The sequence below is a fragment of the Rhodococcus sp. 14-2470-1b genome (assembly GCF_002259415.1).
Taxonomy (GTDB): Bacteria; Actinomycetota; Actinomycetes; order Mycobacteriales; family Mycobacteriaceae; genus Rhodococcoides.
Genome location: NZ_NPFY01000018.1, coordinates 1 through 20,621 on the forward strand (window position 1 = coordinate 1; position 20,621 = coordinate 20,621).

The window sequence follows — 20,621 nt, forward strand, 5'->3', positions numbered from 1 at the left end:
TGCGTGCGGCGTGGGCGACTTTGCGTGCGCAGGCTTTGTTTTCTTCTCTGGCTGCGTCGGTGAGTTCGGTCAGGAGTGTTGGGTCGATGGTGGGTGGTGGGTGTGGGCCCAGGTAGCGGGCGTATCTGCTGGGTGTGGTGGTGTGTGGCATGTGGTGAACCCCCCCCGGTTCATGGGAACGTATGTTCGAATATACCGCCCGTTCTGTTCGGCTGCAAGGTCTTTCGGGTTGTGGGGCAACCGTTTTCGAAGTTCGATCTGCTAGCACACGACACCGACAAAAATGCGTCGAGCATGCTGTCGAGACGCTGCGATGCAGCCGGCTCGACTATCGATGAGAAGGCCTTCGAGAACGCGTGATCGACACCGAAGAACTGCTGTTGATGCGACCTGTGCCGACAGCCGAGGTGGGCTGCCCGAGGCTTGTTACTCTCGGGTCCATGACGGAACGGAACTGGAACGCATTCTCGGTCGAGATTTCCGACCATATCGCGTCGGTGACGCTGCTCGGGCCGGGTAAGGGCAACGCGATGGGGCCTGATTTCTGGAGCGAGTGCCCGCGGTTGTTCGCCGAGTTGGACGCCGACGACGAGGTGCGCGCAGTTCTGCTCACCGGATCCGGCAAGAACTTCACGTACGGCCTCGATCTGGCTGCCATGGGCGGGGAGTTCGCGCCGCTCATGGCGGACAAGGCGCTCGCGGGTCCGCGCACCACCTTCCACGACACCATCAAGCGCATGCAGCTGGCCTCGAACGCTGTCGCCGACTGCCGCAAGCCCGTCGTCGCGGCGGTGCACGGCTGGTGCATCGGCGGTGGCCTCGACCTGATCAGCGCCGCCGATATTCGCTACGCCAGTGCCGACGCCAAGTTCAGTGTTCGAGAGGTCAAGGTCGCGATCGTCGCGGACATGGGTTCGCTTGCACGTCTACCCGCGATCATCGGCGACGGACACCTGCGTGAGCTCGCGCTCACCGGCAAGGACATCGACGCCGCTCGTGCGGAGAAGATCGGGCTCGTGAACGACGTCTTCGAGGATCAGGACGCGTTGCTCGCAGGCGCTCGGGCGACCGCGGCGGAGATCGCCGCCAACCCTCCGCTCGTCGTACACGGAATCAAGACGGTCCTCGACCATTCGCGGTCCGCCGCCGTCGACGACAGTCTCCGCTACGTCGCGGCCTGGAACGCAGCGTTCCTGGCGTCGAACGACCTCACCGAGGCGATCACCTCCGTGTTCGAGAAACGACCGGCGAACTTCAGTGGCAGCTGACGTGAGTGGTACCGCCGACATCGACACCGCCGAGGAACTGGGCACCCAGCTCGTGCGATTGCAGCGCATTCGCGAGCGGAAATTGGCCCAGATGTCCGTCGAGTCCGGTGGCGTGGAAGGCGCAGCATTCGTCTGCCTCTTCCGGCTGCTGCGCGACGGGCCGATGCGATCGAGTGAGCTTGCGACTCTGGTGAATTCGGACCCGTCGACCGTGAGCCGGCAGGTTGCGCAGTTGGTGGAGCACGGCCACGTACAGCGTGTGCGTGACGAGAAGGACGGCCGCGCGTACGTCCTCGCGGTCACCGAGACCGGCCGCAGCGTCGCCGACCGGATGCACCGCAAGCGCACCGACAGCCTCGGGCTGGTACTGGCCGATTGGACTCAGGAAGATCGGGTTGCGCTCGTCGACCTGCTGGACCGGTTCCTGACCGACTACGAGCGAGTCCGGCCCGACGCACCCTCCGGCCGCGACTGAACGAGTCGATCGCCCGGGGACAGTGAATTCGGGCAGCTGACCACTAGGGAGGACGCGGTGCTGGACGGCACACGACGGTGGATCCCGCGTACCTTCCGGCTACGCGCAAGGACCGCCCCGGCGGATCGACTCGAGCGCAGGGTCGGTCTGGGTATCGCGGTTCTCGTTCCTGTGTTCGCCGTCATCGGCGCCGTGGTGATGCTCTCGGACGAGGGCCCGTCATCGGATCTTCGACGCATTCTGTGTGGTGCCGTGCTGCTCTCGACTCTCCCGGTCGGGGCGTGGTGGTGGGTGCACGGCCGCGAAGTCGTGCGCATGCCGGGATGGTTCGTTCTCTACGCCGACCTGGGCGTGGCCACCGTTCTGTTCACGTTGGCCGAGCGCGGGCTCGCGCTGTACGCGACCGTGCTGTTCGCCGTGATCGGCATCTACATCGCGTATTTCTCGTCCACCAAGGTTCTACGGCTGCATTCTCTCTTCGTCAGCGCGGTGATCGTGGTCCTGGCCATCGGCACCTACATCGAGGGGGTGCACGACGCCGCGTCCGTCGTTGCCCAGGCGCTCGTCGCCCTGGTCGTGGTCAATTCCGTGATCGTGTTCCGAGCTGTCATCAAAGCGCAGTTGGAACTCGCGGTCACCGACTCGCTCACCGGGTTGCTGAATCGACGCGGATTCGAAGTTCGGATCGAACGACTGCTGATCGAGTCCGGCGACGGAGACGACGTCGCAGTGTTCGTCGTCGATCTCGATCGGTTCAAGTCCGTCAACGACAGTCGCGGCCACGCTGCGGGAGATCGGGTGCTGAGGTCGACGGCGCACCGTCTCGAAGCCGTCGTGCCCGACGAGTCCTGCGTGGCCCGCACCGGTGGTGAAGAGTTCACGGCTGCGGTGCGACTGACGAGGTCCCAGGCGCCCGAAGTCGCGGGCCGAATCCTCGAATCTCTGCACGAGCCTGCCGACGAAGTGTCGGTCACGGGAAGCGTCGGAGCCGCCGTCGTGTCCGTCGACCGGTGGAAGAGTCTGCAGCCGCAGGATGCCTCGGCGATGATTCATTCAGCCCTGTTGAAGGCCGACGCCGCCATGTACGAGGCGAAACGGTCGGGCGGCAACCAGGTGCGTGTGTTCGACAAGTGAACAGCCCATGCCAAGCAGACAGCCCACGTCCCGCGGGCCCCTGTCGAGGCATACGGAACGTGGGCCGAGCCGTCAGCGCAGTGCGCTCTTCGGGTCGTTCCAGAGCTGATCGGTGAAATCTTCGAGCGCGACGAGTACCAGGTTGTCCTCCGCACGCCGGAGGATCGACTTGCTGGCCCGGACCTGAACAACGTCACCGGTCTTGTCGGTCATGCGCCACAGTGAATCGGCGCGGGTGGCGACGGTCGTCAGGAACATGTCCGCGACGTTGACACCCTCGGGCGCCTGGTCGGGGAAGATGTCGTGCAGGTGGAAATCCGCGGGCTCGGACCGGTCCGTGCCGAAGAGTTCGTCGAACGCTTCGTTGGCGAACACGATCGCGCCACTGGGGTCGACGGCCAGAATCGGCACCGGAATCCGGTCGAGAACGACCGTGACGGGAAGATCGGGAAACTGTGCCGGATCGGAAATGGCTCGCGATTCCGAATTACGACGCTCGCCGGTCGTGTTGCTGTCGGTCATGTTTCTCCCCACCTGATGCTTTCCCTGGTTTACGTTGCTCGAAGTTCTCTCTTCACCCCACGATGCCCGAGCATCGTGTGTCAGTGCTCCGGATTGTCCGCCAAACGTTTGAACGATGCGGCGATTTCCGCCTCGGCCTCGGCGCGCCCCACCCAGTCGGCCGCGGTGACGTGCTTGTTCGGCTCGAGGTCCTTGTAGTGAACGAAGAAATGCTTGATGGCCTCCAGCTCGAACGTCGACACGTCGGAGAGGTCCTGGATGTGATCCCAGCGCTTGTCGCCCGCGGGAACACACAGCACCTTGTCGTCGCCGCCTGCCTCGTCGACCATCTTGAACATCGCAACCGGGCGTGCTTCGACGATGACGCCGGGAAACACCGATTCCGGGAGCAGAACGAACGCGTCCAACGGATCGCCGTCCTCGCCGAGGGTGCCTTCGATGAAGCCGTAATCGGCCGGGTATGCCATCGCCGTGTAGAGGTAGCGGTCAAGCCGAACGCGACCCGACTTGTGGTCGACCTCGTACTTGTTGCGCTGACCCTTGGGGATCTCGATGGTGACGTCGAACGACACGTGCACGCCCTCGCTCTTCTTCTACGTTGGGTGCGCCCGAAGTGACGCACGATGGTGGCGGCGCAAGCGTACCGGACAGGGCGATAGTGTTGAGGGACTGTCGCCGAGCCGTTGTGAGCAGAAATGCGTCCTGGGGGACACATTTCTGCTCACATGGCGGAATTGAACTGACGGAGGAATGGTGGCGGGGTTGACCAAGCGTTCTCTCGGCCCGACGGCGGGGCGCAAGCGCCGACGGACCAGAGTCCTGCTCGTGCTGGGCGTGATCGTGGCCTTGGCCGCCGGCGGAACCGCGGTCGCCGCGATCGTTCCCGGCATCTCGGGCGACGAGTCGCAGGCCGCGTCCGCACCCGAACCGGACCCGATCCAGCTCGATCCGGCGTTCACCCCGGTATCCGATGCTGCAGTCGCGCCCACCGCAGCCGGTGTGGCGGCCGCCCTGGCGCCGGTCGTCGGAGTGGACGCACTCGGCGCCTTCACCGGAGTCGTCGCCGACGCGGTCAGCGGCGATGTGCTGTGGTCCTCCGGCGGCGACACCCCCATGACTCCTGCGTCCACGACGAAGGTGCTGACCGCGGCCGCGGCGATGCTGTCCATGCCGTCGAACCACCGAGTGACCACGCGGGTGGTCAAGGGGCAGAGCGACGGCGAGATCGTGATCGTCGCCGCGGGCGACCCGACCATCACCGCCCAGCCGAAGGGAAGCCCCGGCTTCTATCCGGGAGCGGCACGGATCGACGATCTCGTGGAGCAGATCCAGCGTTCGGGTGTGCCCGTCGACCGCATCGTCGTCGACACCTCGATCTACTCCGGCCCGACGATGGCGCAGGGATGGTTCGATCCGGACGTTGCCGCCGGTTACATCACGCCCATCGAACCGATCATGATCGACGGAGGTAGGTCGGTACCGCTGGAGGACGAGTCGCCCCGCAGTGCCCAGCCTGCCCTCGACGCAGGTCGCGCGCTTGCACGCGGGCTCGGGATCGATCAGGCGCGCGTCACGACCGGAACAGCGCAGGACGGAGCCGACCAGGTTGCCAGCGTGCAGTCGGCGCCGCTTCGTGAGCGACTGGGCCAGATGATGGGCCGGTCCGACAACGTCCTCGCCGAAGCCATCGGACGCGAGATCGCGATCGAGACGAACACGTCGGCGTCGTTCACCGGGGCGGTGGACTCGATCGGGCAGGCGCTGTTCTCGGCAGGCTACGACCTCACCGGAATGACACTCCACGATGCCTCCGGCCTGTCCGTCGACGACCGCATACCCGCTCGAATCCTCGATCAGATCCTGACGTCCGCCGCCGGTACCGAGCGCGAAGAGCTTCGCCCGATGCTCGACTACCTGCCGGTCGCCGGTTCCACCGGAACCCTGTCCGACCGCTACGCGAGCGACGACCGCATCGGCGCCGGATGGGTCAGGGCGAAAACTGGCACACTGTCAGCAGCAAGCGCTCTCGCCGGATACGTCGTCGACGTCGACGGAAGGGCACTCACGTTCGCTCTGATGTCCAACGACCGACCGCCGGAGATATCACGGCCGGCACTGGACGCAGTGGCGTCGACACTCAGGATGTGTGGTTGCCGGTGACCCGCTCGAACACGGATTCACAGCGCGAGGACGACGCCCAGGCTCCCGGTGGGATCGGGGCATCCGTCGACTGGGCGTTGGCGTCGAAGACCGGCGCCAAACTCGCCCCGAAACCTCCCTCGACGTCCCGGTACACCGCCGATGCCATCGTCGCCGAACTCGCCGAGGCGTCCGTCCGTGCCGAGGGACCGGTTCGTGACACCACCGGCCTGGCCGACGGCCTTGCGGTGCCGCAGGCACAGATCGTCGACCGCGCCGGCTGGATCGAGGCGGCTGCCGCGTCGATGAAGCACCTGACCGGAGAGGTGGACACCGAGCCGTCCGGCCTGCTCGGAGGAAAGCCCGCTGGACTGCAGGCGGGGGCGATGCTCGCGTTTCTGTCGAGTGCCATTCTGGGACAGTACGATCCGTTCACGGGCGAGAACGGAACGCTGCTTCTCGTCGCGCCCAACATCATTGCCGTCGAACGCGCACTTCGTGTCTCGCCCAGCGACTTTCGGTTGTGGGTCTGCCTCCACGAAGTGACCCACCGGGTGCAGTTCTCGTCGGCGCCGTGGCTGGGCGAGTACATGCGCAGCAACGTGGCCCTGCTGTCCGACGGCGTCGACGAGCCGGTGAGCGAAGTCGCGTCCCGGCTCACCGCTGCGCTCAAGAACCGTAAAGGATCGGACAAGGCCGAGGACGCCGGAATCGTCGGGCTGCTCCGCGCGACGCAGCCGGCGCAGACGCGCGACGCGATCGATCGCCTGCTGGTTCTCGGCACCCTCCTCGAGGGCCATGCCGACCACGTCATGGACGCAGTCGGGCCCGCGGTTGTCCCGTCCGTCGCCCAGATCCGCAGTGCCTTCGACGGTCGTCGGCGACGAAAGCAGAACCCTCTCCAGCGAGTTGTGCGAGCACTGCTCGGTGTGGACGCCAAGATGGCGCAGTACGTGCGCGGCAAGGCCTTCGTCGACCACGTCGTCGGCGCAGTCGGGATGGAACGGTTCAACACGATCTGGACCGACGGTGACACGTTGCCGCTACTCGCCGAAATCGAGGATCCCGACCGGTGGATCGCGCGCGTCCTCGGCTGAGTCGGGCCGATCGGACGCGGCCGGTGCTGCTTCCCGAGGAACCGGCGATTCTGGGCGTCCGGCATGCCGTCCGCTCGTGGTCGGCCGATCATGGCGGTGGGCCCGTTGCCGTGGCCTTGTCCGGTGGCGCGGATTCCTTGGCCCTGACCGCGGCCGCCGTCGCCGAAGTACCGGATGCTCTCGCCCTCGTCGTCGATCACGGTCTGCAGCAGGGATCCGCCGACGTCGCGGCCGCGGCGGCGGCGCAGGCGGTGGCCTTCGGGTGCAGTGATGCCGTGGTTCTGGCGGTCGACGTCGGACATTCCGGTGGGATGGAGGCGGCTGCCAGGCGCGCCCGGTACGACGCCTTGGGCGAGGCGCGTGCAGGCAGGCCGGTTCTGGTTGCGCACACGCTCGACGATCAGGCCGAGACCGTGCTGCTCGGCCTGGCGCGAGGATCCGGTCCGCGGTCGATCGCCGGGATGCAGGAGTGGGACGATCCGTGGGGGCGTCCGCTGCTGGGCGTGCGTCGATCCGTGACCCGTCAGGCGTGCCGCGAACTCGGCGTCGTCCCGTTCGAGGACCCGCACAACACCGACGCGGCGTTCACCAGAGTCCGACTCCGGCACGAAGTCCTGCCACTGCTCGACGACGTCCTCGGCGGCGCCGTCGCGGAGGCCCTCGGCCGGACGGCCACCCAGATACGGGAGGACGCGCAGGTTCTCGACGACCTGTCCGCCGAACTGCTCGACCTCGCGCGCGACGGTGACGCGGTTCTGGTGACGGTGCTCACCGAGCGCCCTGCTGCGCTTCGTCGACGAGCACTGCGGCTGTGGCTGTTGGAGCGCGGCGCGAAAGGTCTGTCGGACAAACAGTTACGGCTCGTCGACGATCTCGTGGGTGTGTGGCGCGGGCAAGGGGGAGTCGCAGTGAGCGGTGCACCGACGGGTGCGAGGTTGGTGGTGGGGCGTCGACATGGCAGGCTGAACGCAGAGCTCGAATGGAACTGAATCCGACCACGAGAAACACCTGAAGGGACCCGGCGTGTACGAGGGCGACATCGAATCGATTCTCATCTCGGAAGAGCAGATCAGAGACCGCACCGCCGAGCTGGCCGAGACCATCGCGAAGCGGTACCCGGTGGATGCGCCGGAGGGTGATCTGTTGTTGGTCGGCGTGCTCAAGGGCGCCATCATGTTCATGACGGACTTCGCGCGTGCCCTCCCCATTCCGACGCAGCTGGAGTTCATGGCCGTCAGTTCGTACGGATCGTCCACGTCGTCCTCGGGCGTCGTGCGGATCCTGAAGGACCTGGACCGCGACATCAACGGCAGGCACGTGCTCATCGTCGAGGACATCATCGACTCGGGCCTCACGCTGTCCTGGCTCAAGCGCAACCTCGCGACGCGCAACCCGGCGTCCCTGTCGGTGGTGACGTTGCTGCGTAAGCCCGACGCCATCAAGGTCGACGTCGAGGTCTCCGATGTCGGCTTCGACATCCCCAACGAGTTCGTCGTCGGGTACGGCCTGGACTACAACGAGCGGTACCGGGACCTGCCGTACATCGGGACACTCGCACCGCACGTCTACAGCTGATTCGTCGGCTTTCGCGACACCACTCGACGTAGCGCGCCGAGGTCGAGCTCCACCGATCGGAAAATCGCGTACGACGCCACGAAGGCGGCGATGCCCCCGATGCACACCACGCGCACGACGTCGAGGACACCAGGGATGTCCGACGCCGGAACGAACGTGAGGCCGGCGACGGCAACCAGCGGGATGGCGGCGGCGATCGTCAGGTAGCCGACGCTTCGACGGCTCAGTGCGTCGAGCAGAGCGTGATCCCTTTCGCCTGCGCTTCCGTACGGAAGGAGCGACGGGTACAGGCATCGAACGGTGAACAGCGACACAAGGAAGAACGGGTAGGCCGTCGCCATCGCGCCGCAGACGACCAGTGACGCGATGAAATGGACGTACGCCTGACCCGGCACCGATCCAGCGGCGATCTGCAGGGACACCGGGAACGCGACTCCGGCGCATACCCACAGTCCGAGGCACACCGCCACGACCCTGCCCGCGGCACGAAGGGTGTCCGCCCGAGCCTGCGCCAGTCGGTCGTCGGACACGTCCCGACCGGCACGCAGGGCTGCCGGGACCGAGAGGACATGTCGGAAGAAGTAAACGATCAAGGCGAGCCCGATCGGCCAGAACAAGCCATTGATGACCACCGTCACTGTCTCGAATCGGTCCTGCGCCACCGGGATCAGATCACCGATGATCAGCGCCTTGTTGTGCTGGTAGTTGTAGACGGCGGCCGTGACGTTGGGGATCCCGATCGCGGCAGTCATCACCGGCACGGTGAACGGTCGAAGCCGGGCGCGAGGACTCGTCGGCGGCGGGTCGACCAGACCACGCGCACGACGATCCAGGCACAGATCCAACTGTTGCGCCACGTCGTGACCACCGGGCAGGCGCTGGTCGACGTCGGCGGACAGGCAGGTCAGCAGGACACGGCGCAACGTGGCCGGACAGTCCGCAGGCAGCGACGCCTGCGCGGCAGCCGTCACGCCGTTCTCACGGGCCGTGAGCAGAGCGTCGATGACCGTGCGGTCTCCGTCGACGTCCGCCGCCGATGCGTCGTCGAACGGTTTTCTGCCGGTGAGCAACTCCCACAACACGACACCGAGGGAATACAGGTCGCTGCGGGTATCGAGTTGGTCGGCACGCCCCGGTCGCGACGGGTGACACGCCTCCAGCTGTTCCGGGGACATGTAGGACAGGGATCCGCCGAAGTAGGCGACGGGGCTGTCACCGTCGACCTGGTCGGAGAATCCGATGTTGAAATCCGCGAGTTTGGGCACGCCCTCGGCGGTGAGCAGTATGTTGGCCGGTTTGATGTCGCGGTGCAGGATTCCGTGCTCGCCCGCGTACTGCAGCGCGTCCGCGAGCCGCCGACCCAGCCACGCGACGGTCTCCGGCCACGACAGGGACGAAATATGTTCGCGGATGGACGAATCCGTCGGAACGACGCTTCCTCGCGATTCGAGTGCGGCGTCGACGGTATCCAGTAGCAGCTGACCGCTGCGCGATTCGACTGAACAGGCACGCACCCGCCGAAGTAGATCGAGAAGTGTCCCGCCTGGCAGATACTGCATGTACAGCAGACGAAGTCCTCGACCGGGCAGTATCCGTTGGTCGAAGACTCGGACGATGTAGTCGTGATCGAGCTGGGCGAGCATCTGCGGCTCACTGCCGTGGTCGGAGGAGATTTTCACCGCGACGATTCGCTGCATCGAACGCTGCCGGGCCAGAAACACGCGGGCGAACGCGCCGCGGCCGAGGCCCATCAGCAGATCGAAATCGTCGACGCGATCACCCGCGTCGAGATCTTCCAGCTCGTCCGACGATCCGGGGTGCGTCGGCGCCGCGCCGGGGGTCGTTTCCTGGGGGCTGGTTTCCTGGGGGCTCGTTTCCTGTCGTCCCGTCGCGTCCAGGTCCGGGGGCTGCATCTCGGTGTTATCGCCGCTCCCGATGTTCAACAACCGAGCCAACGCGTCCTCGTGCGCCGGGTACTCGCGGACGTACTGGGCGGGCGTCACCGAATCCCCGCTCTGACGGCGAATGCAGAACTCCTCGTAGACCAGGTCCACCGGAAGCGATCCCACGTCGAAACCGGTCAGAACCGACCGGAAATCAGCGCAGTACTCGGCCAGCCGCTTCGGTCGATGCGCCCGCAGCCAGCGCTCCTGGAGGTCGACGGCGATCAACTGCATCAGACACTGGCGCCGGATGAACTCCGAATCGGGAAGGTAATCCGCCAGGTCCGGCACCGACGACCCGCCCTCGGCCTGGGCGGTGCGCCAGTCTCGCCGCAACCTGCGTTCTGCTTCTACCGGTACCGGCTGGGCAGCAGCAACTGTCCGGACGGCGTCCGCACTGGCAGGAACGTCGTTCGCAAAGGCACTGACTCCATCCGAGCCGGGCTGCACGGACCAACGATAGACCCGAAGTGGCCCGTGGACTGCTGGTATTTTTTCGTGACCGGCACGGGGAACCGGAAAGGCGTGATGTGCGTTGGATGGGGGAGAATCGTGATACATCCGTCGGGCGAACGGCGTGGGGGATGTATCGCCGGGTTACCGCACCACGAGTACGCCGCGGCTGCTCGCGGTAACCTGGGGCATCCGGTGCTCGAGCTGAACCAGCAGAGTGGCCCGGTAACTGGAACTGGAAAGGACGAGGCCGTCTCGGCTGAAGCTGTATGAATCGGAAGACAGTTATACGGAACCTGGCCATCGTGTTTGCGATACTGCTGGCGATTTTCGCTTTCAGCTACTTCGGAAACGACACGAGGGACTGGAAGTCCGTCGACACGTCGGTGGCCATCGCCCAGCTCGACGACAACAACGTCGAGAAGGCCCAGATCGACGACCGCGAGCAGCAGGTCCGCCTCACCCTGAAGAACGGCAACGACGCCACCGAGAACGAAACGCAGATCATCGCGAAGTATCCGGACTCGGCGTCGCAGACCATCTTCGACAAGGTCAGCGCAGACGGTCTCGAAAGCTACAACACCGTCGTCAGCCAGGACAGCTGGGTGTCGTCGCTGCTGCTGTTCGTTCTTCCGATGCTGATTCTGCTCGGCGTCTTCATCTTCATCATGAGTCGCATGCAGGGTGGTGGCCGCGGCGGCGTCATGGGCTTCGGCAAGTCGAAGGCCAAGCAACTCAGCAAGGACATGCCCAAGACGACGTTCCAGGACGTCGCAGGTGCCGACGAGGCAGTCGAAGAGCTGTACGAGATCAAGGACTTCCTGCAGAACCCGGCTCGCTACCAGTCGCTCGGCGCGAAGATTCCGCGCGGTGTGCTGCTGTACGGCCCTCCCGGAACCGGCAAGACACTGCTGGCGCGCGCCGTCGCCGGTGAAGCAGGCGTTCCGTTCTTCACCATCTCCGGCTCGGACTTCGTCGAGATGTTCGTCGGTGTCGGTGCTTCCCGTGTCCGCGATCTGTTCGAGCAGGCCAAGCAGAACAGCCCGTGCATCATCTTCGTCGACGAGATCGACGCCGTCGGTCGTCAGCGTGGCGCCGGCATGGGTGGTGGCCACGACGAGCGTGAGCAGACCCTCAACCAGCTTCTCGTCGAGATGGACGGATTCGGCGAGCGCACCGGCGTCATCTTGATCGCCGCCACCAACCGCCCCGACATCCTCGACCCGGCGCTGCTGCGACCAGGCCGTTTCGACCGCCAGATTCCAGTCGGTGCTCCCGATCTGGCCGGTCGACGGGCAATCCTCGCGGTGCACTCCGCGGGTAAGCCCGTCGCTCAGGACGCCGATCTGGAAGGTCTCGCCAAGCGGACCGTCGGAATGTCCGGTGCGGACCTCGCCAACGTCATCAACGAGGCCGCTCTGCTGACGGCCCGCGAGAACGGCACCGTCATCACGGAGGCCGCGTTGGAGGAATCCGTCGACCGCGTGGTCGGAGGGCCGCGCCGGAAGAGCCGGATCATCAGCGAGCACGAGAAGAAGATCACCGCGTACCACGAAGGTGGCCACACTCTCGCGGCGTGGGCGATGCCGGACATCGAGCCCGTCTACAAGGTCACGATCCTCGCCCGCGGTCGCACGGGTGGTCACGCCATGACCGTCCCCGAGGACGACAAGGGCCTGATGACCAGGTCGGAAATGATCGCGCGGCTCGTCATGGCGATGGGTGGCCGCGCCGCCGAGGAGCTCGTGTTCCACGAGCCGACGACAGGCGCATCCTCGGACATCGACCAGGCGACCAAGATCGCTCGCGCGATGGTGACCGAGTACGGCATGAGCAGCAAGCTCGGTGCAGTCCGCTACGGGCAGGAACAGGGTGACCCGTTCCTCGGCCGCTCGATGGGTGTGCAGTCGGACTTCTCGCACGAGGTTGCCCGCGAGATCGACGAGGAGGTGCGCAAGCTCATCGAAGCCGCGCACACCGAGGCGTGGGCCATTCTGAACGAGTACCGCGACGTGCTGGACACCCTTGCGACCGAATTGTTGGAGCGCGAGACACTGACCCGAAAGGATCTCGAGAAGATCTTCACGGGCGTCACCAAACGTCCGCGGATCACTCTGTTCAACGACTTCGGCGAGCGCATCCCGTCGGACAAGCCCCCGGTGAAGACGCCGGGTGAGCTCGCGATCGAACGCGGCGAGCCGTGGCCTCCGCCGCCCATTGCGCCCAAGGTCGTTCCGCCGCAACAGTTCCCGCAGCCCAGCTACGCAGGTTCCCCGCAGCTGACCAAGTCCGGTCAGGACGGGTACAACGGTCAGGAGGGGTACAACGGCGGCAGGCCAGGAGCGCACACCAACGGTGCCCCGGCCAACGGTTCCCCGCACAACGGTGGTCCTGCGAACGGTGGTCCTGCGAACGGTGGACCTGCGAACGGCGGCACGCCGTACGGCAGTGCCCCGTACAACGGTGGATCGCGCGGAGGCCAGCACTCCGGTGGTCCCGATGCCACGGGTAGCCACCCGGGCAACGGCAACTATCCGGGCGGGAACTACACCGGTGGCGGTGCGTACAACGGTGGTGGCACATACAACGGTGGTGGCACATACAACGGTGGCGGCAGTTACCGGAACCCCGAGACTCCGCGATCGCGCCCGGATTACGGCGCACCTGCCGGCTGGTCGGCGCCGGGCTGGCCCCCGCGTGACGCGTCCGGTCCCGGCGGTGGTCGCCCGGGTGAATCGGGTCCGCAATTCCAAGCGCCACCGACGTACCAGTCTCCTCAGTACCGTCCTCCTCAGTACCAGCCCCCGGAGTACCGAGAGCCCGGTAACGACGGCAGGTCCGGCACCCCGGACTCCGTTGACGCGCCCGACACTCAGGGTTCGGCAGGCCAGGGTGGAAGCTCGGATGCATCGGGTCAGTACGGCGACCAGCGCCCGTCTCCTCAGTACCGCGACCCCGCCGGTTCGCAGTGGGATCCGCTGGGCGGATTGCCCCTCGGCGGCCCCGTGCCCCAGCAACCTGATTCCCAGCGTCCTGATTCCCAGCGTCCTGATTCCCAGCGTCCTGATTCCCAGCGTCCTGAGGCGCCGGAGTCCGAGCAAGGCGGCGACGAAGGTCCTCGCACACAGCGGTGGGAAGGTCCCGGCGGGCACAGTTAGGTCTTTCGGGATCGGGCGATAGGCTTACGCGGCGCAATGAGTGGGCCTGCGGTTGTGAGCCGCGGGTGGACCGAAGGAAAGAGCACACGTGTCAGTCACGCAGATGGACGATGAGGGCGCCCCGGTTGCGCCGGACAACCTCGTCGCAGTTGCAACAGGGCGCACGTTCGACCAGCCGCGCGCCGAGGCCGCGGTCCGTGAGCTGCTGATCGCGGTCGGGGAAGATCCTGACCGTGCAGGCCTGCTCGACACCCCGGCGCGCGTGGCACGTGCATACAAGGAGATGTTCGGCGGGCTCTACACGAACCCTGATTCGGTGCTGAACACGACGTTCGACGAGGGCCACCAGGAACTCGTTCTGGTGCGGGGTATACCGATGTTCTCGACGTGCGAGCACCACCTGGTCTCGTTCCACGGCGTCGCCCACGTCGGGTACATCCCCGGCAAGAGCGGCAAGGTGACCGGCCTGTCCAAGCTGGCACGCGTCGTGGATCTCTACGCCAAGCGTCCGCAGGTGCAGGAGCGTCTGACCAGCCAGATTGCCGACGCCGTGATGCGCAAGCTCGACCCGCGCGGCGCCATCGTCGTGATCGAAGCGGAGCATCTGTGCATGGCGATGCGCGGCATCCGCAAGCCAGGAGCCAGCACGACGACGTCGGCCGTCCGCGGACTTTTCCAGTCGAGTGCAGCGTCTCGATCCGAGGCGTTGGATCTGATTCTGCGGAAATGACGTCTTTTCGGCCGTTTCGGCCCGGCGCCCATGTGGTGATGGGCGTTCTCAACGTCACTGCGGATTCCTTCTCCGACGGTGGTCGGTATCTCGACGTCGATGCTGCCGTCGCACACGGTGTCCAGCTGCACGCCATGGGTGTGGACATCGTCGACGTCGGTGGTGAATCGACGCGTCCGGGGGCGGAGCGCATCGATCCGGAGGTCGAAGCCCGGCGAGTGGTACCGGTGATATCCGCGCTCGCTGAACAGGGCATCTCGACGAGCGTCGACACGATGCGCGCATCGGTTGCCGCCGCTGCGATCGACGCAGGCGTCACCATCGTCAACGACGTGTCCGGTGGCCGGGCCGATCCGGACATGGCGTCGGTCGTCGCGGATGCAGGTGTGCCGTGGATCCTGATGCACTGGCGGAGCTCGGAGAACTACGCGCACTCCGGTGCGGCCGATCACTACGACGACGTCGTGGCGGACGTTCGACGCGAGCTGCTTCACCAGGTGGATCGCGCGACCGCTGCCGGGGTCGACCGATCCAACATCGTGTTGGATCCGGGCCTCGGTTTCGCCAAGAACGCCCACCACAACTGGCAACTACTACATGCGATTCCCACGTTCGTGGAATTGGGGATGCCCGTCCTGATCGGGGCGTCGCGCAAGCGTTTCCTCGGGGCGCTGTTGGCTCAGGACGGCGTCGACCGCCCGCCGGCCGGACGTGAGGTCGCGACGGCAGTCGTATCGGCGCTTGCGGTAGCAGCAGGGGCGTGGGGCGTACGCGTGCACGACGCCCGCTCCACCCTGGATGCGGTGGCAGTCGTCGACGCATGGGAGGCGAGCGCATGACGGGCGAGCATCAGGTGAGCGACCGAATCGAGTTGCGCGGGTTGAAGGTTCGCGGACACCACGGAGTCTTCGACTTCGAGAAGCGCGATGGCCAGGACTTCGTCGTGGACATCACCGTCTGGATGGATCTGAAGCCGGCCGCTGCGTCCGACGACCTGACGGCGACGTTGCACTACGGCGAACTGGCCGAAGCCGCCGCCGCCATCGTGGCCGGCCCGCCACGGGATCTGATCGAAACGGTCGCCGCCGAGATCGCAGATTCGGTGATGGCCGACACCCGGGTCGACGCCGTCGAAGTGGTGTTGCACAAGCCGTCGGCTCCGATTCCTCTGGAATTCGTCGATGTCGCCGTCGTTGCTCACCGAGTGCGCGCATGACGCAGGTCGTACTGTCCATCGGCAGCAACGTCGGTGATTCGCTCGCACACCTGCGATCCGTCACCGACGATCTCGGCCCGCGACTGCGAGCGGTGTCGAAGGTTTACGTGTCAGCGCCGTGGGGCGGCATCGAACAGCAGGATTTTCTGAACGCGATCGTCGTCGCCGACGACCCGGACCGCGGACCGTACGAGTGGCTGGAGTTCGCCAGGGAACGCGAAGCGAACGCCGAGCGGGTTCGCGAGGTGCGGTGGGGCCCTCGCAGCCTCGACGTGGACATCGTGGTCTGCCGATCCGGCTCGGGCGAGGACGTCGTCGGAACCGATCCGCAATTGTTGCTGCCGCATCCCCGTGCGCACGAGCGTGCATTCGTCCTGGTCCCGTGGCTCGACGTGGAGCCCGACGCCACCCTCGCGGTCGGCACCGACGCCAGGCGCGTCGACGACTGGCTCGCAACGTTGAGCGCCGAGGAACGCAGTGGCGTCCGGGCGACCGACATGGCACCCGTCTCCGCAGAAAACCCTCGAGAGTAGACGCGCGCGGATGACCGAGATGAAACCGACACGGGTACGAGACCTCGTTTCCATCGCGCTGTTCGCAGCCGTCGCGATGTGGCTGCTGGTCAGGTCGTTCTACGGGATGCTTCCGCCGATGTCGGTGCTCGTCGGCGCATCGCTGTACCCGATCGCGATCGGCGAGCTGATCTTCGCGTTCGTGTTGCGGTCGCGAGTGGGGACAAGCCGGATCGGCGACGGACCACGCCACGTCCACCCCATCACGGCCGCTCGGGCCCTGGCCCTGGCGAAAGCGTCGGCGCTGGTGGGTGCGGCTGTGACGGGTATCTGGGCCGGTTTTCTCGTCCACATCCTCCCGCAGGCGTCGACTGTGCGAGCCGCGGCCGCCGACAGGCCGGGAGCCATCGTCGGACTGCTTGCCGGACTTGCTCTCGTCGGTGCTGCGCTGTGGCTCGAACAGTGCTGTCGCACACCGGAGGATCGCGGAGACGATCCCCGCTGATTCGCGTGCGTCCCGTCACGTGGCCGAACAGCGCGGCAGGTGCTGTGGCGATCCACAACCGAGGTTGACCGGTTCGTGGCGATTCGCCAGCTACCCTGGTTGCCATGACCGAACCGACTCGCGCAAAGGCCGCACGCCGTTCGCGGCGCAGTGCGAGCCAGTTGTTCATAGCTGCGTTGGTCGTCTTCGGCATCGCGGCGAGTGTGCTGCTGCTGTTCAGCGAGAACGTCCAATGGTTGCGGGTGGGCCTCGTCTCCGCGTTGTGGGCGGCAATCGTGGGCGCGTTCGCGATGACGAAGTATCGACGCGAAGCCGCGGCGGATCAGACGAAGGCCAAGGACCTGCAAACGGTGTACGAGCTCCAACTCGCGCGGGAAATCTCTGCCCGGCGGGAGTACGAGCTGGGCGTGGAAGCGCGGGTGCGTAGTGAAGTGCAGCTCGAGACCAGTGAGGTCGCGGCGCTGCGGGCCGAGCTCGCGCACTTGCGGGAGAACCTGCAGATGTTGTTCGACGGCAACCTTCCCACCGAGCGGGTAGCGCTCCGCGCCGAGGCGACGCGGGTGGCCGAGCTCGGCGGAGGCCGCAACTACGACGGGTACCAGCCGGCGCCGTCCGGGTTGTACATCCCCGGACGTACCGGCGCGAACGAGCCCGACTCCGCACTCAGGGATCCGCGAGGCGAGCGGCCCAGCTCTCCGGTGTCGCCGGTTCAAGGAATCGCCAACCCGTACGACGAACCCGTGACCGCGGAAACGTCGGTGCTCTACCCCGACGTGCCGATCGGCAGCGAAGTGCCACTCGGCTACACGCAAGCTCCCACCTCGCAAGCTTCCAGTCCTCAGGCTTTCAGTCCTCAGGCTTCCAGCGCCCGGGTTTCCAGTGCTGGGAATTCCGCGCAGTACGGTCGAGGTGACACGCGTGCTCCCGGCGGTGGCCGCCGGGTCCCGACGCCTCCCCGCGCCTCCGCTGCGCCGTCGGCGTACCCGGAGCCGTCACTCGAAGCAACGCCCGAAGCAACGCCCGAAGCAACGCCCGAAGCAACGGCCGAAGCCGAGTACGCAGACGTGGTGCACGATTCTCCGGCCGAGGTCGTGGCAGAGCCGCAGTCGCAGCCCGATCTCGAGCCCCAGCCCGATCCCCAGCCCGATCCCGAGGTTCGGCAGGATCCCGAGCCCGAGAGCCCGTCCCAACAATGGGATCTTCCGGATCCCGAGCCGCGGGCACGCCGTCGGCGCCGGGCGGAACCAGAGGATGGGGACGGCGCCGGGGCGCACTCCAACGGTCGTTCGGTCGCGGAGATCATGGCAGGACTGCAATCGGGTACCGGTGAACCGAGCGAACGCAGGCACCGTCGTCGCGCCGACTGAGAAAACCGTGAAGTAGATCACGTAGATGCGCCGTGGCCGGTGCATGCCGTCTGAGGCTATTCTCTTGGACAGGACGTCTGGTACCCGCCGAGCGGGACTGGAACGAACGAGAGGAAGTAATCGGTGACCTCATCCGAGTTCACTGCTGATCCCGCACCTGCGCGTTTGGCGGTCGGCATCGTGTCCGCAGGTCGCGTCGGCACAGCGCTTGGTGAAGCTCTCGAGCGCGTCGGACACGTCGTCGTCGCCTGCTCTGCGGTGTCCGAGGATTCGGTGGATCGTGCGCGCACACGCCTTCCCGACACGCAGATTCTGCCGGTCGACGAGGTCGCCACCCGAGCCGAGTTGCTGATCCTCGCAGTCCCCGATTCTGAACTCGCCTCGCTCGCAACGGGTCTGGCGGCAACGGGCGTCGTGGCGCCGGGCAAGCTCGTCGTGCACACTTCCGGCGCCAACGGTGTGGGCATTCTGGCGCCGCTGTCCGCTCAGGGTGCTGTGCCACTGGCGATCCATCCAGCGATGACCTTCTCCGGACTCGCCGAGGACACGGACCGACTGGCCTCGGCGTGTTTCGGCATCACTGCGGCCGACGAGATCGGTTACGCGGTCGCGCAGGCGCTCGTACTCGAACTGGGCGGCGAACCGGTGCATGTCGCGGAGACGGAGCGAGCGCTGTATCACGCAGCTCTGGCGCACGGATCCAATCATCTCGTCACCCTCGTCGCCGACGCCGTCGACGCTCTGCATGTCGCTCTCGACGGCCCGGGATTCCCCGGTATGGACACCGAACCGGGTGTGCCGCAGCGTGTTCTTGCGCCGTTGCTGACCGCTGCGCTGGAGAATGCGCTTCGACGTGGACAGTCTGCGTTGACGGGGCCGGTCGCCCGCGGGGACCTGGGCGCAGTGCAGAAACATCTGAGCGTGCTGCGTGAGGTGGACCCGCGGATAGCCGAGGGGTACCGAGCCCTGTCGCTGCGGTCCGCGCAGAGAATCGGCGCACCCGCGTCATTGGTCGAGTTTCTGGAAGGCGAACGATGACACTGGCAGGTAGCTACAAGGCCGGGGAACTCACGGTCCACCACGATCCCGCTGTGATCACCTCGGTGTCCAAAGCTCTTCGCGCAGTGGGCAAAACTGTGTCGCTCGTGCCGACGATGGGTGCGTTGCACGCAGGTCACATCCACCTCGTCCGGCAGGCCAAGCTCACCGGAGCTGTCGTCATCGTGTCGATCTTCGTCAATCCTCTGCAGTTCGGGGCAGGGGAGGACCTGGACGCATACCCGCGCACGCTCGACGCCGACGTCGAGTTGCTTCGCGGGGAGGGGGTCGAGTTGGTGTTCGCACCCTCCTCGTCGGACATGTACCCGGCCGGTCCGCGCACCAGCGTGCATCCGGGCCCGCTCGGGGCGGAGCTGGAAGGCGCGTCTCGGCCGACACATTTCGCGGGCATGCTCACCGTGGTCGCGAAGTTGCTGCAGATCGCGGCGCCGCACGCCGCATACTTCGGCGAGAAGGATTACCAGCAGCTCGCTCTGATCCGTCAGATGGTTCGCGATCTGAACTTCGACGTGAAGATCTACGGCGTGCCGACGGTCCGCGAGCAGGACGGCCTCGCACTGTCCTCCCGCAATCGATATTTGGACTCCGCGCAACGAGACGCTGCGATGGTGCTCTCGGCCGCTCTGGTGGCCGGAGCGCACGCAGCGGCGGGTGGCGTGTCGGCGATCCTGTCGACCGCACGGGGTGTGCTGGACTCGGTCCCCGAGGTCGACGTGGACTACCTCGAGGTCCGCGGCGTGGACCTCGGGCCGGCCCCGGAACGAGGAGACGGACGACTCCTCGTCGCCGCCAGAATCGGAACCACCCGCCTCATCGACAACGTCGGGGTTGCCGTGGGCACCGGCTTCCTCGAAGCAGGAGTGGAGCCTGCGGAACGACCCGATGAAGCAGGAGTGGAGCCTGCGGAACGACCCGATGAAGCAGGAGTGGAGCCTGCGGAACGACCCGATGAAGCAGGAGTGGAGCCTGCGGAACGACTCGATGAAGCAGGAGTGGAGCCTGCGGAACGAATTTCTCAAAGCTGAAGGGTGAAAACATGTTTCGTACAATGATGAAGTCCAAGATCCATCGCGCCACCGTCACGCATGCCGATCTGCACTACGTCGGCTCGGTCACGGTGGATCTGGATCTGATGGAGGCTGCCGATCTGCTGGAAGGTGAGCAGGTCACCATCGTCGACATCGACAACGGTGCGCGCCTCGAGACGTATGTGATCACCGGTGAGCGCGGCAGTGGCGTCATCGGAATCAACGGTGCGGCAGCTCATCTCGTCAACCCCGGCGATCTGGTCATTCTGATCGCTTATGGAGTGATGAACGAGCAGGAGTGCAAGGACTACGCGCCGCGGGTGGTCTTCGTCGACGGAAAGAACGTTCCCGTGGAGTTGGGCTCCGATCCTGCCCACGCGCCCGAGGGGTCCGGTCTGATCACTCCACGCACGCTGCGCGCCGACTCCGTGTTGGTCTAG

General features: G+C 66.1%; 19 protein-coding genes and 1 pseudogene. 17 read left to right on the plus strand and 3 right to left on the minus strand.

Annotated elements, in window-relative coordinates; all coding sequences use genetic code 11:
• The first annotated feature begins 440 nt into the window (after nucleotides 1-440).
• The 3 genes from CH293_RS14110 to CH293_RS14120 are packed head-to-tail and all read left to right on the plus strand — an operon-like array spanning nucleotide 441 to nucleotide 2,877.
• A complete protein-coding gene (locus CH293_RS14110; protein ID WP_019663044.1) occupies nucleotides 441-1,268 on the plus strand; it encodes a crotonase/enoyl-CoA hydratase family protein in 828 nt (275 codons plus the stop codon).
• Between the two features lies 1 nt (nucleotide 1,269).
• Nucleotides 1,270-1,743, plus strand: a complete 474-nt coding sequence (locus CH293_RS14115) for a MarR family winged helix-turn-helix transcriptional regulator (RefSeq protein WP_230594322.1) — start codon at nucleotides 1,270-1,272, stop codon at nucleotides 1,741-1,743.
• Between the two features lie 57 nt (nucleotides 1,744-1,800).
• The gene (locus tag CH293_RS14120; protein WP_094720577.1) at nucleotides 1,801-2,877 is read left to right on the plus strand and encodes a diguanylate cyclase; all 1,077 of its coding nucleotides are present in this window, start codon (nucleotides 1,801-1,803) and stop codon (nucleotides 2,875-2,877) included.
• 72 nt (nucleotides 2,878-2,949) lie between these two features.
• Here the strand turns inward: CH293_RS14120 and CH293_RS14125 are convergent, their stop codons facing one another.
• Nucleotides 2,950-3,399 carry a PAS domain-containing protein gene (locus CH293_RS14125; protein ID WP_019663047.1) on the minus strand — a complete coding sequence of 150 codons (450 nt, stop codon included), beginning with the start codon at nucleotides 3,397-3,399 and terminating at the stop codon, nucleotides 2,950-2,952.
• A gap of 80 nt (nucleotides 3,400-3,479) precedes the next feature.
• A complete protein-coding gene (locus CH293_RS14130; protein WP_037112482.1) occupies nucleotides 3,480-3,971 on the minus strand; it encodes an inorganic diphosphatase in 492 nt (163 codons plus the stop codon).
• Between the two features lie 178 nt (nucleotides 3,972-4,149).
• Here CH293_RS14130 and dacB point away from each other — a divergent pair, with 178 nt between their 5' ends.
• Genes dacB through hpt form a run of 4 tightly spaced genes read left to right on the plus strand, consistent with a single transcriptional unit; the run spans nucleotide 4,150 to nucleotide 8,210 of the window.
• Nucleotides 4,150-5,559: a D-alanyl-D-alanine carboxypeptidase/D-alanyl-D-alanine-endopeptidase gene (gene dacB, locus CH293_RS14135; RefSeq protein WP_094720578.1), complete on the plus strand. Its 1,410-nt coding sequence runs from the start codon at nucleotides 4,150-4,152 to the stop codon at nucleotides 5,557-5,559.
• Between the two features lie 53 nt (nucleotides 5,560-5,612).
• On the plus strand, nucleotides 5,613-6,635 hold the full coding sequence (locus CH293_RS14140) for a zinc-dependent metalloprotease (protein ID WP_176460011.1): 1,023 nt from the start codon (nucleotides 5,613-5,615) through the stop codon (nucleotides 6,633-6,635).
• Nucleotides 6,611-7,624, plus strand: a complete 1,014-nt coding sequence (gene tilS / locus CH293_RS14145; protein ID WP_094720580.1) for a tRNA lysidine(34) synthetase TilS — start codon at nucleotides 6,611-6,613, stop codon at nucleotides 7,622-7,624. Before CH293_RS14140 ends, tilS begins: the two co-directional genes overlap by 25 nt.
• A gap of 34 nt (nucleotides 7,625-7,658) precedes the next feature.
• Nucleotides 7,659-8,210 (plus strand): hypoxanthine phosphoribosyltransferase, encoded by a 552-nt coding sequence (gene hpt, locus CH293_RS14150; protein ID WP_019663052.1) that lies wholly within the window; start codon nucleotides 7,659-7,661, stop codon nucleotides 8,208-8,210.
• On the opposite strand, the gene CH293_RS14155 is transcribed toward hpt, so the two are convergent.
• Nucleotides 8,201-10,603, minus strand: coding sequence for a serine/threonine-protein kinase (locus tag CH293_RS14155; protein ID WP_255122858.1), 2,403 nt, complete (start codon nucleotides 10,601-10,603; stop codon nucleotides 8,201-8,203). The genes hpt and CH293_RS14155 overlap by 10 nt on opposite strands.
• A gap of 272 nt (nucleotides 10,604-10,875) precedes the next feature.
• Between CH293_RS14155 and ftsH the strand changes: the two genes are divergently transcribed.
• The 10 genes and pseudogenes from ftsH (at nucleotide 10,876) to panD (ending at nucleotide 20,621) form a co-directional block, all read left to right on the plus strand.
• Nucleotides 10,876-13,764 (plus strand): ATP-dependent zinc metalloprotease FtsH, encoded by a 2,889-nt coding sequence (gene ftsH, locus CH293_RS14160; RefSeq protein WP_094720581.1) that lies wholly within the window; start codon nucleotides 10,876-10,878, stop codon nucleotides 13,762-13,764.
• 103 nt (nucleotides 13,765-13,867) lie between these two features.
• Nucleotides 13,868-14,494, plus strand: coding sequence for a GTP cyclohydrolase I FolE (gene folE / locus CH293_RS14165; protein WP_094720582.1), 627 nt, complete (start codon nucleotides 13,868-13,870; stop codon nucleotides 14,492-14,494).
• Nucleotides 14,491-15,333, plus strand: coding sequence for a dihydropteroate synthase (gene folP / locus CH293_RS14170; protein WP_170945243.1), 843 nt, complete (start codon nucleotides 14,491-14,493; stop codon nucleotides 15,331-15,333). The genes folE and folP overlap by 4 nt, the downstream gene beginning before the upstream one ends.
• Before the next feature lie 14 nt (nucleotides 15,334-15,347).
• Nucleotides 15,348-15,710 (plus strand): dihydroneopterin aldolase, encoded by a 363-nt coding sequence (gene folB / locus CH293_RS14175; RefSeq protein ID WP_037112478.1) that lies wholly within the window; start codon nucleotides 15,348-15,350, stop codon nucleotides 15,708-15,710.
• On the plus strand, nucleotides 15,707-16,243 hold the full coding sequence (gene folK, locus CH293_RS14180) for a 2-amino-4-hydroxy-6-hydroxymethyldihydropteridine diphosphokinase (protein ID WP_037112433.1): 537 nt from the start codon (nucleotides 15,707-15,709) through the stop codon (nucleotides 16,241-16,243). Before folB ends, folK begins: the two co-directional genes overlap by 4 nt.
• Nucleotides 16,244-16,262: 19 nt before the next feature.
• A complete protein-coding gene (locus CH293_RS14185) occupies nucleotides 16,263-16,727 on the plus strand; it encodes a DUF3180 domain-containing protein (protein ID WP_193748934.1) in 465 nt (154 codons plus the stop codon).
• A 104-nt stretch (nucleotides 16,728-16,831) separates the two neighbouring features.
• A complete protein-coding gene (locus CH293_RS14190; RefSeq protein WP_094720583.1) occupies nucleotides 16,832-18,094 on the plus strand; it encodes a DUF6779 domain-containing protein in 1,263 nt (420 codons plus the stop codon).
• A gap of 123 nt (nucleotides 18,095-18,217) precedes the next feature.
• Nucleotides 18,218-19,132, plus strand: coding sequence for a Rossmann-like and DUF2520 domain-containing protein (locus tag CH293_RS14195; protein WP_094720584.1), 915 nt, complete (start codon nucleotides 18,218-18,220; stop codon nucleotides 19,130-19,132).
• Nucleotides 19,129-20,007: pseudogene (gene panC, locus CH293_RS14200) on the plus strand (pantoate--beta-alanine ligase); the annotation flags it as partial. The gene CH293_RS14195 and the pseudogene panC, both read left to right, overlap by 4 nt.
• Nucleotides 20,008-20,189: 182 nt before the next feature.
• Nucleotides 20,190-20,621 carry an aspartate 1-decarboxylase gene (gene panD, locus CH293_RS14205; protein WP_037112429.1) on the plus strand — a complete coding sequence of 144 codons (432 nt, stop codon included), beginning with the start codon at nucleotides 20,190-20,192 and terminating at the stop codon, nucleotides 20,619-20,621.

Excerpts from the sequence above, each read along its gene's own strand:
- panD (WP_037112429.1), top strand. The coding sequence starts at position 20,190 with ATGTTTCGTACAATGATGAAGTCCAAGATCCATCGCGCCACCGTCACG.
- dacB (WP_094720578.1), top strand. The coding sequence starts at position 4,150 with ATGGTGGCGGGGTTGACCAAGCGTTCTCTCGGCCCGACGGCGGGGCGC.
- folP (WP_170945243.1), top strand. The coding sequence starts at position 14,491 with ATGACGTCTTTTCGGCCGTTTCGGCCCGGCGCCCATGTGGTGATGGGC.
- CH293_RS14125 (WP_019663047.1), bottom strand. The coding sequence starts at position 3,399 with ATGACCGACAGCAACACGACCGGCGAGCGTCGTAATTCGGAATCGCGA.
- folE (WP_094720582.1), top strand. The coding sequence starts at position 13,868 with ATGGACGATGAGGGCGCCCCGGTTGCGCCGGACAACCTCGTCGCAGTT.
- ftsH (WP_094720581.1), top strand. The coding sequence starts at position 10,876 with ATGAATCGGAAGACAGTTATACGGAACCTGGCCATCGTGTTTGCGATA.
- folK (WP_037112433.1), top strand. The coding sequence starts at position 15,707 with ATGACGCAGGTCGTACTGTCCATCGGCAGCAACGTCGGTGATTCGCTC.
- CH293_RS14190 (WP_094720583.1), top strand. The coding sequence starts at position 16,832 with ATGACCGAACCGACTCGCGCAAAGGCCGCACGCCGTTCGCGGCGCAGT.
- CH293_RS14185 (WP_193748934.1), top strand. The coding sequence starts at position 16,263 with ATGAAACCGACACGGGTACGAGACCTCGTTTCCATCGCGCTGTTCGCA.
- CH293_RS14110 (WP_019663044.1), top strand. The coding sequence starts at position 441 with ATGACGGAACGGAACTGGAACGCATTCTCGGTCGAGATTTCCGACCAT.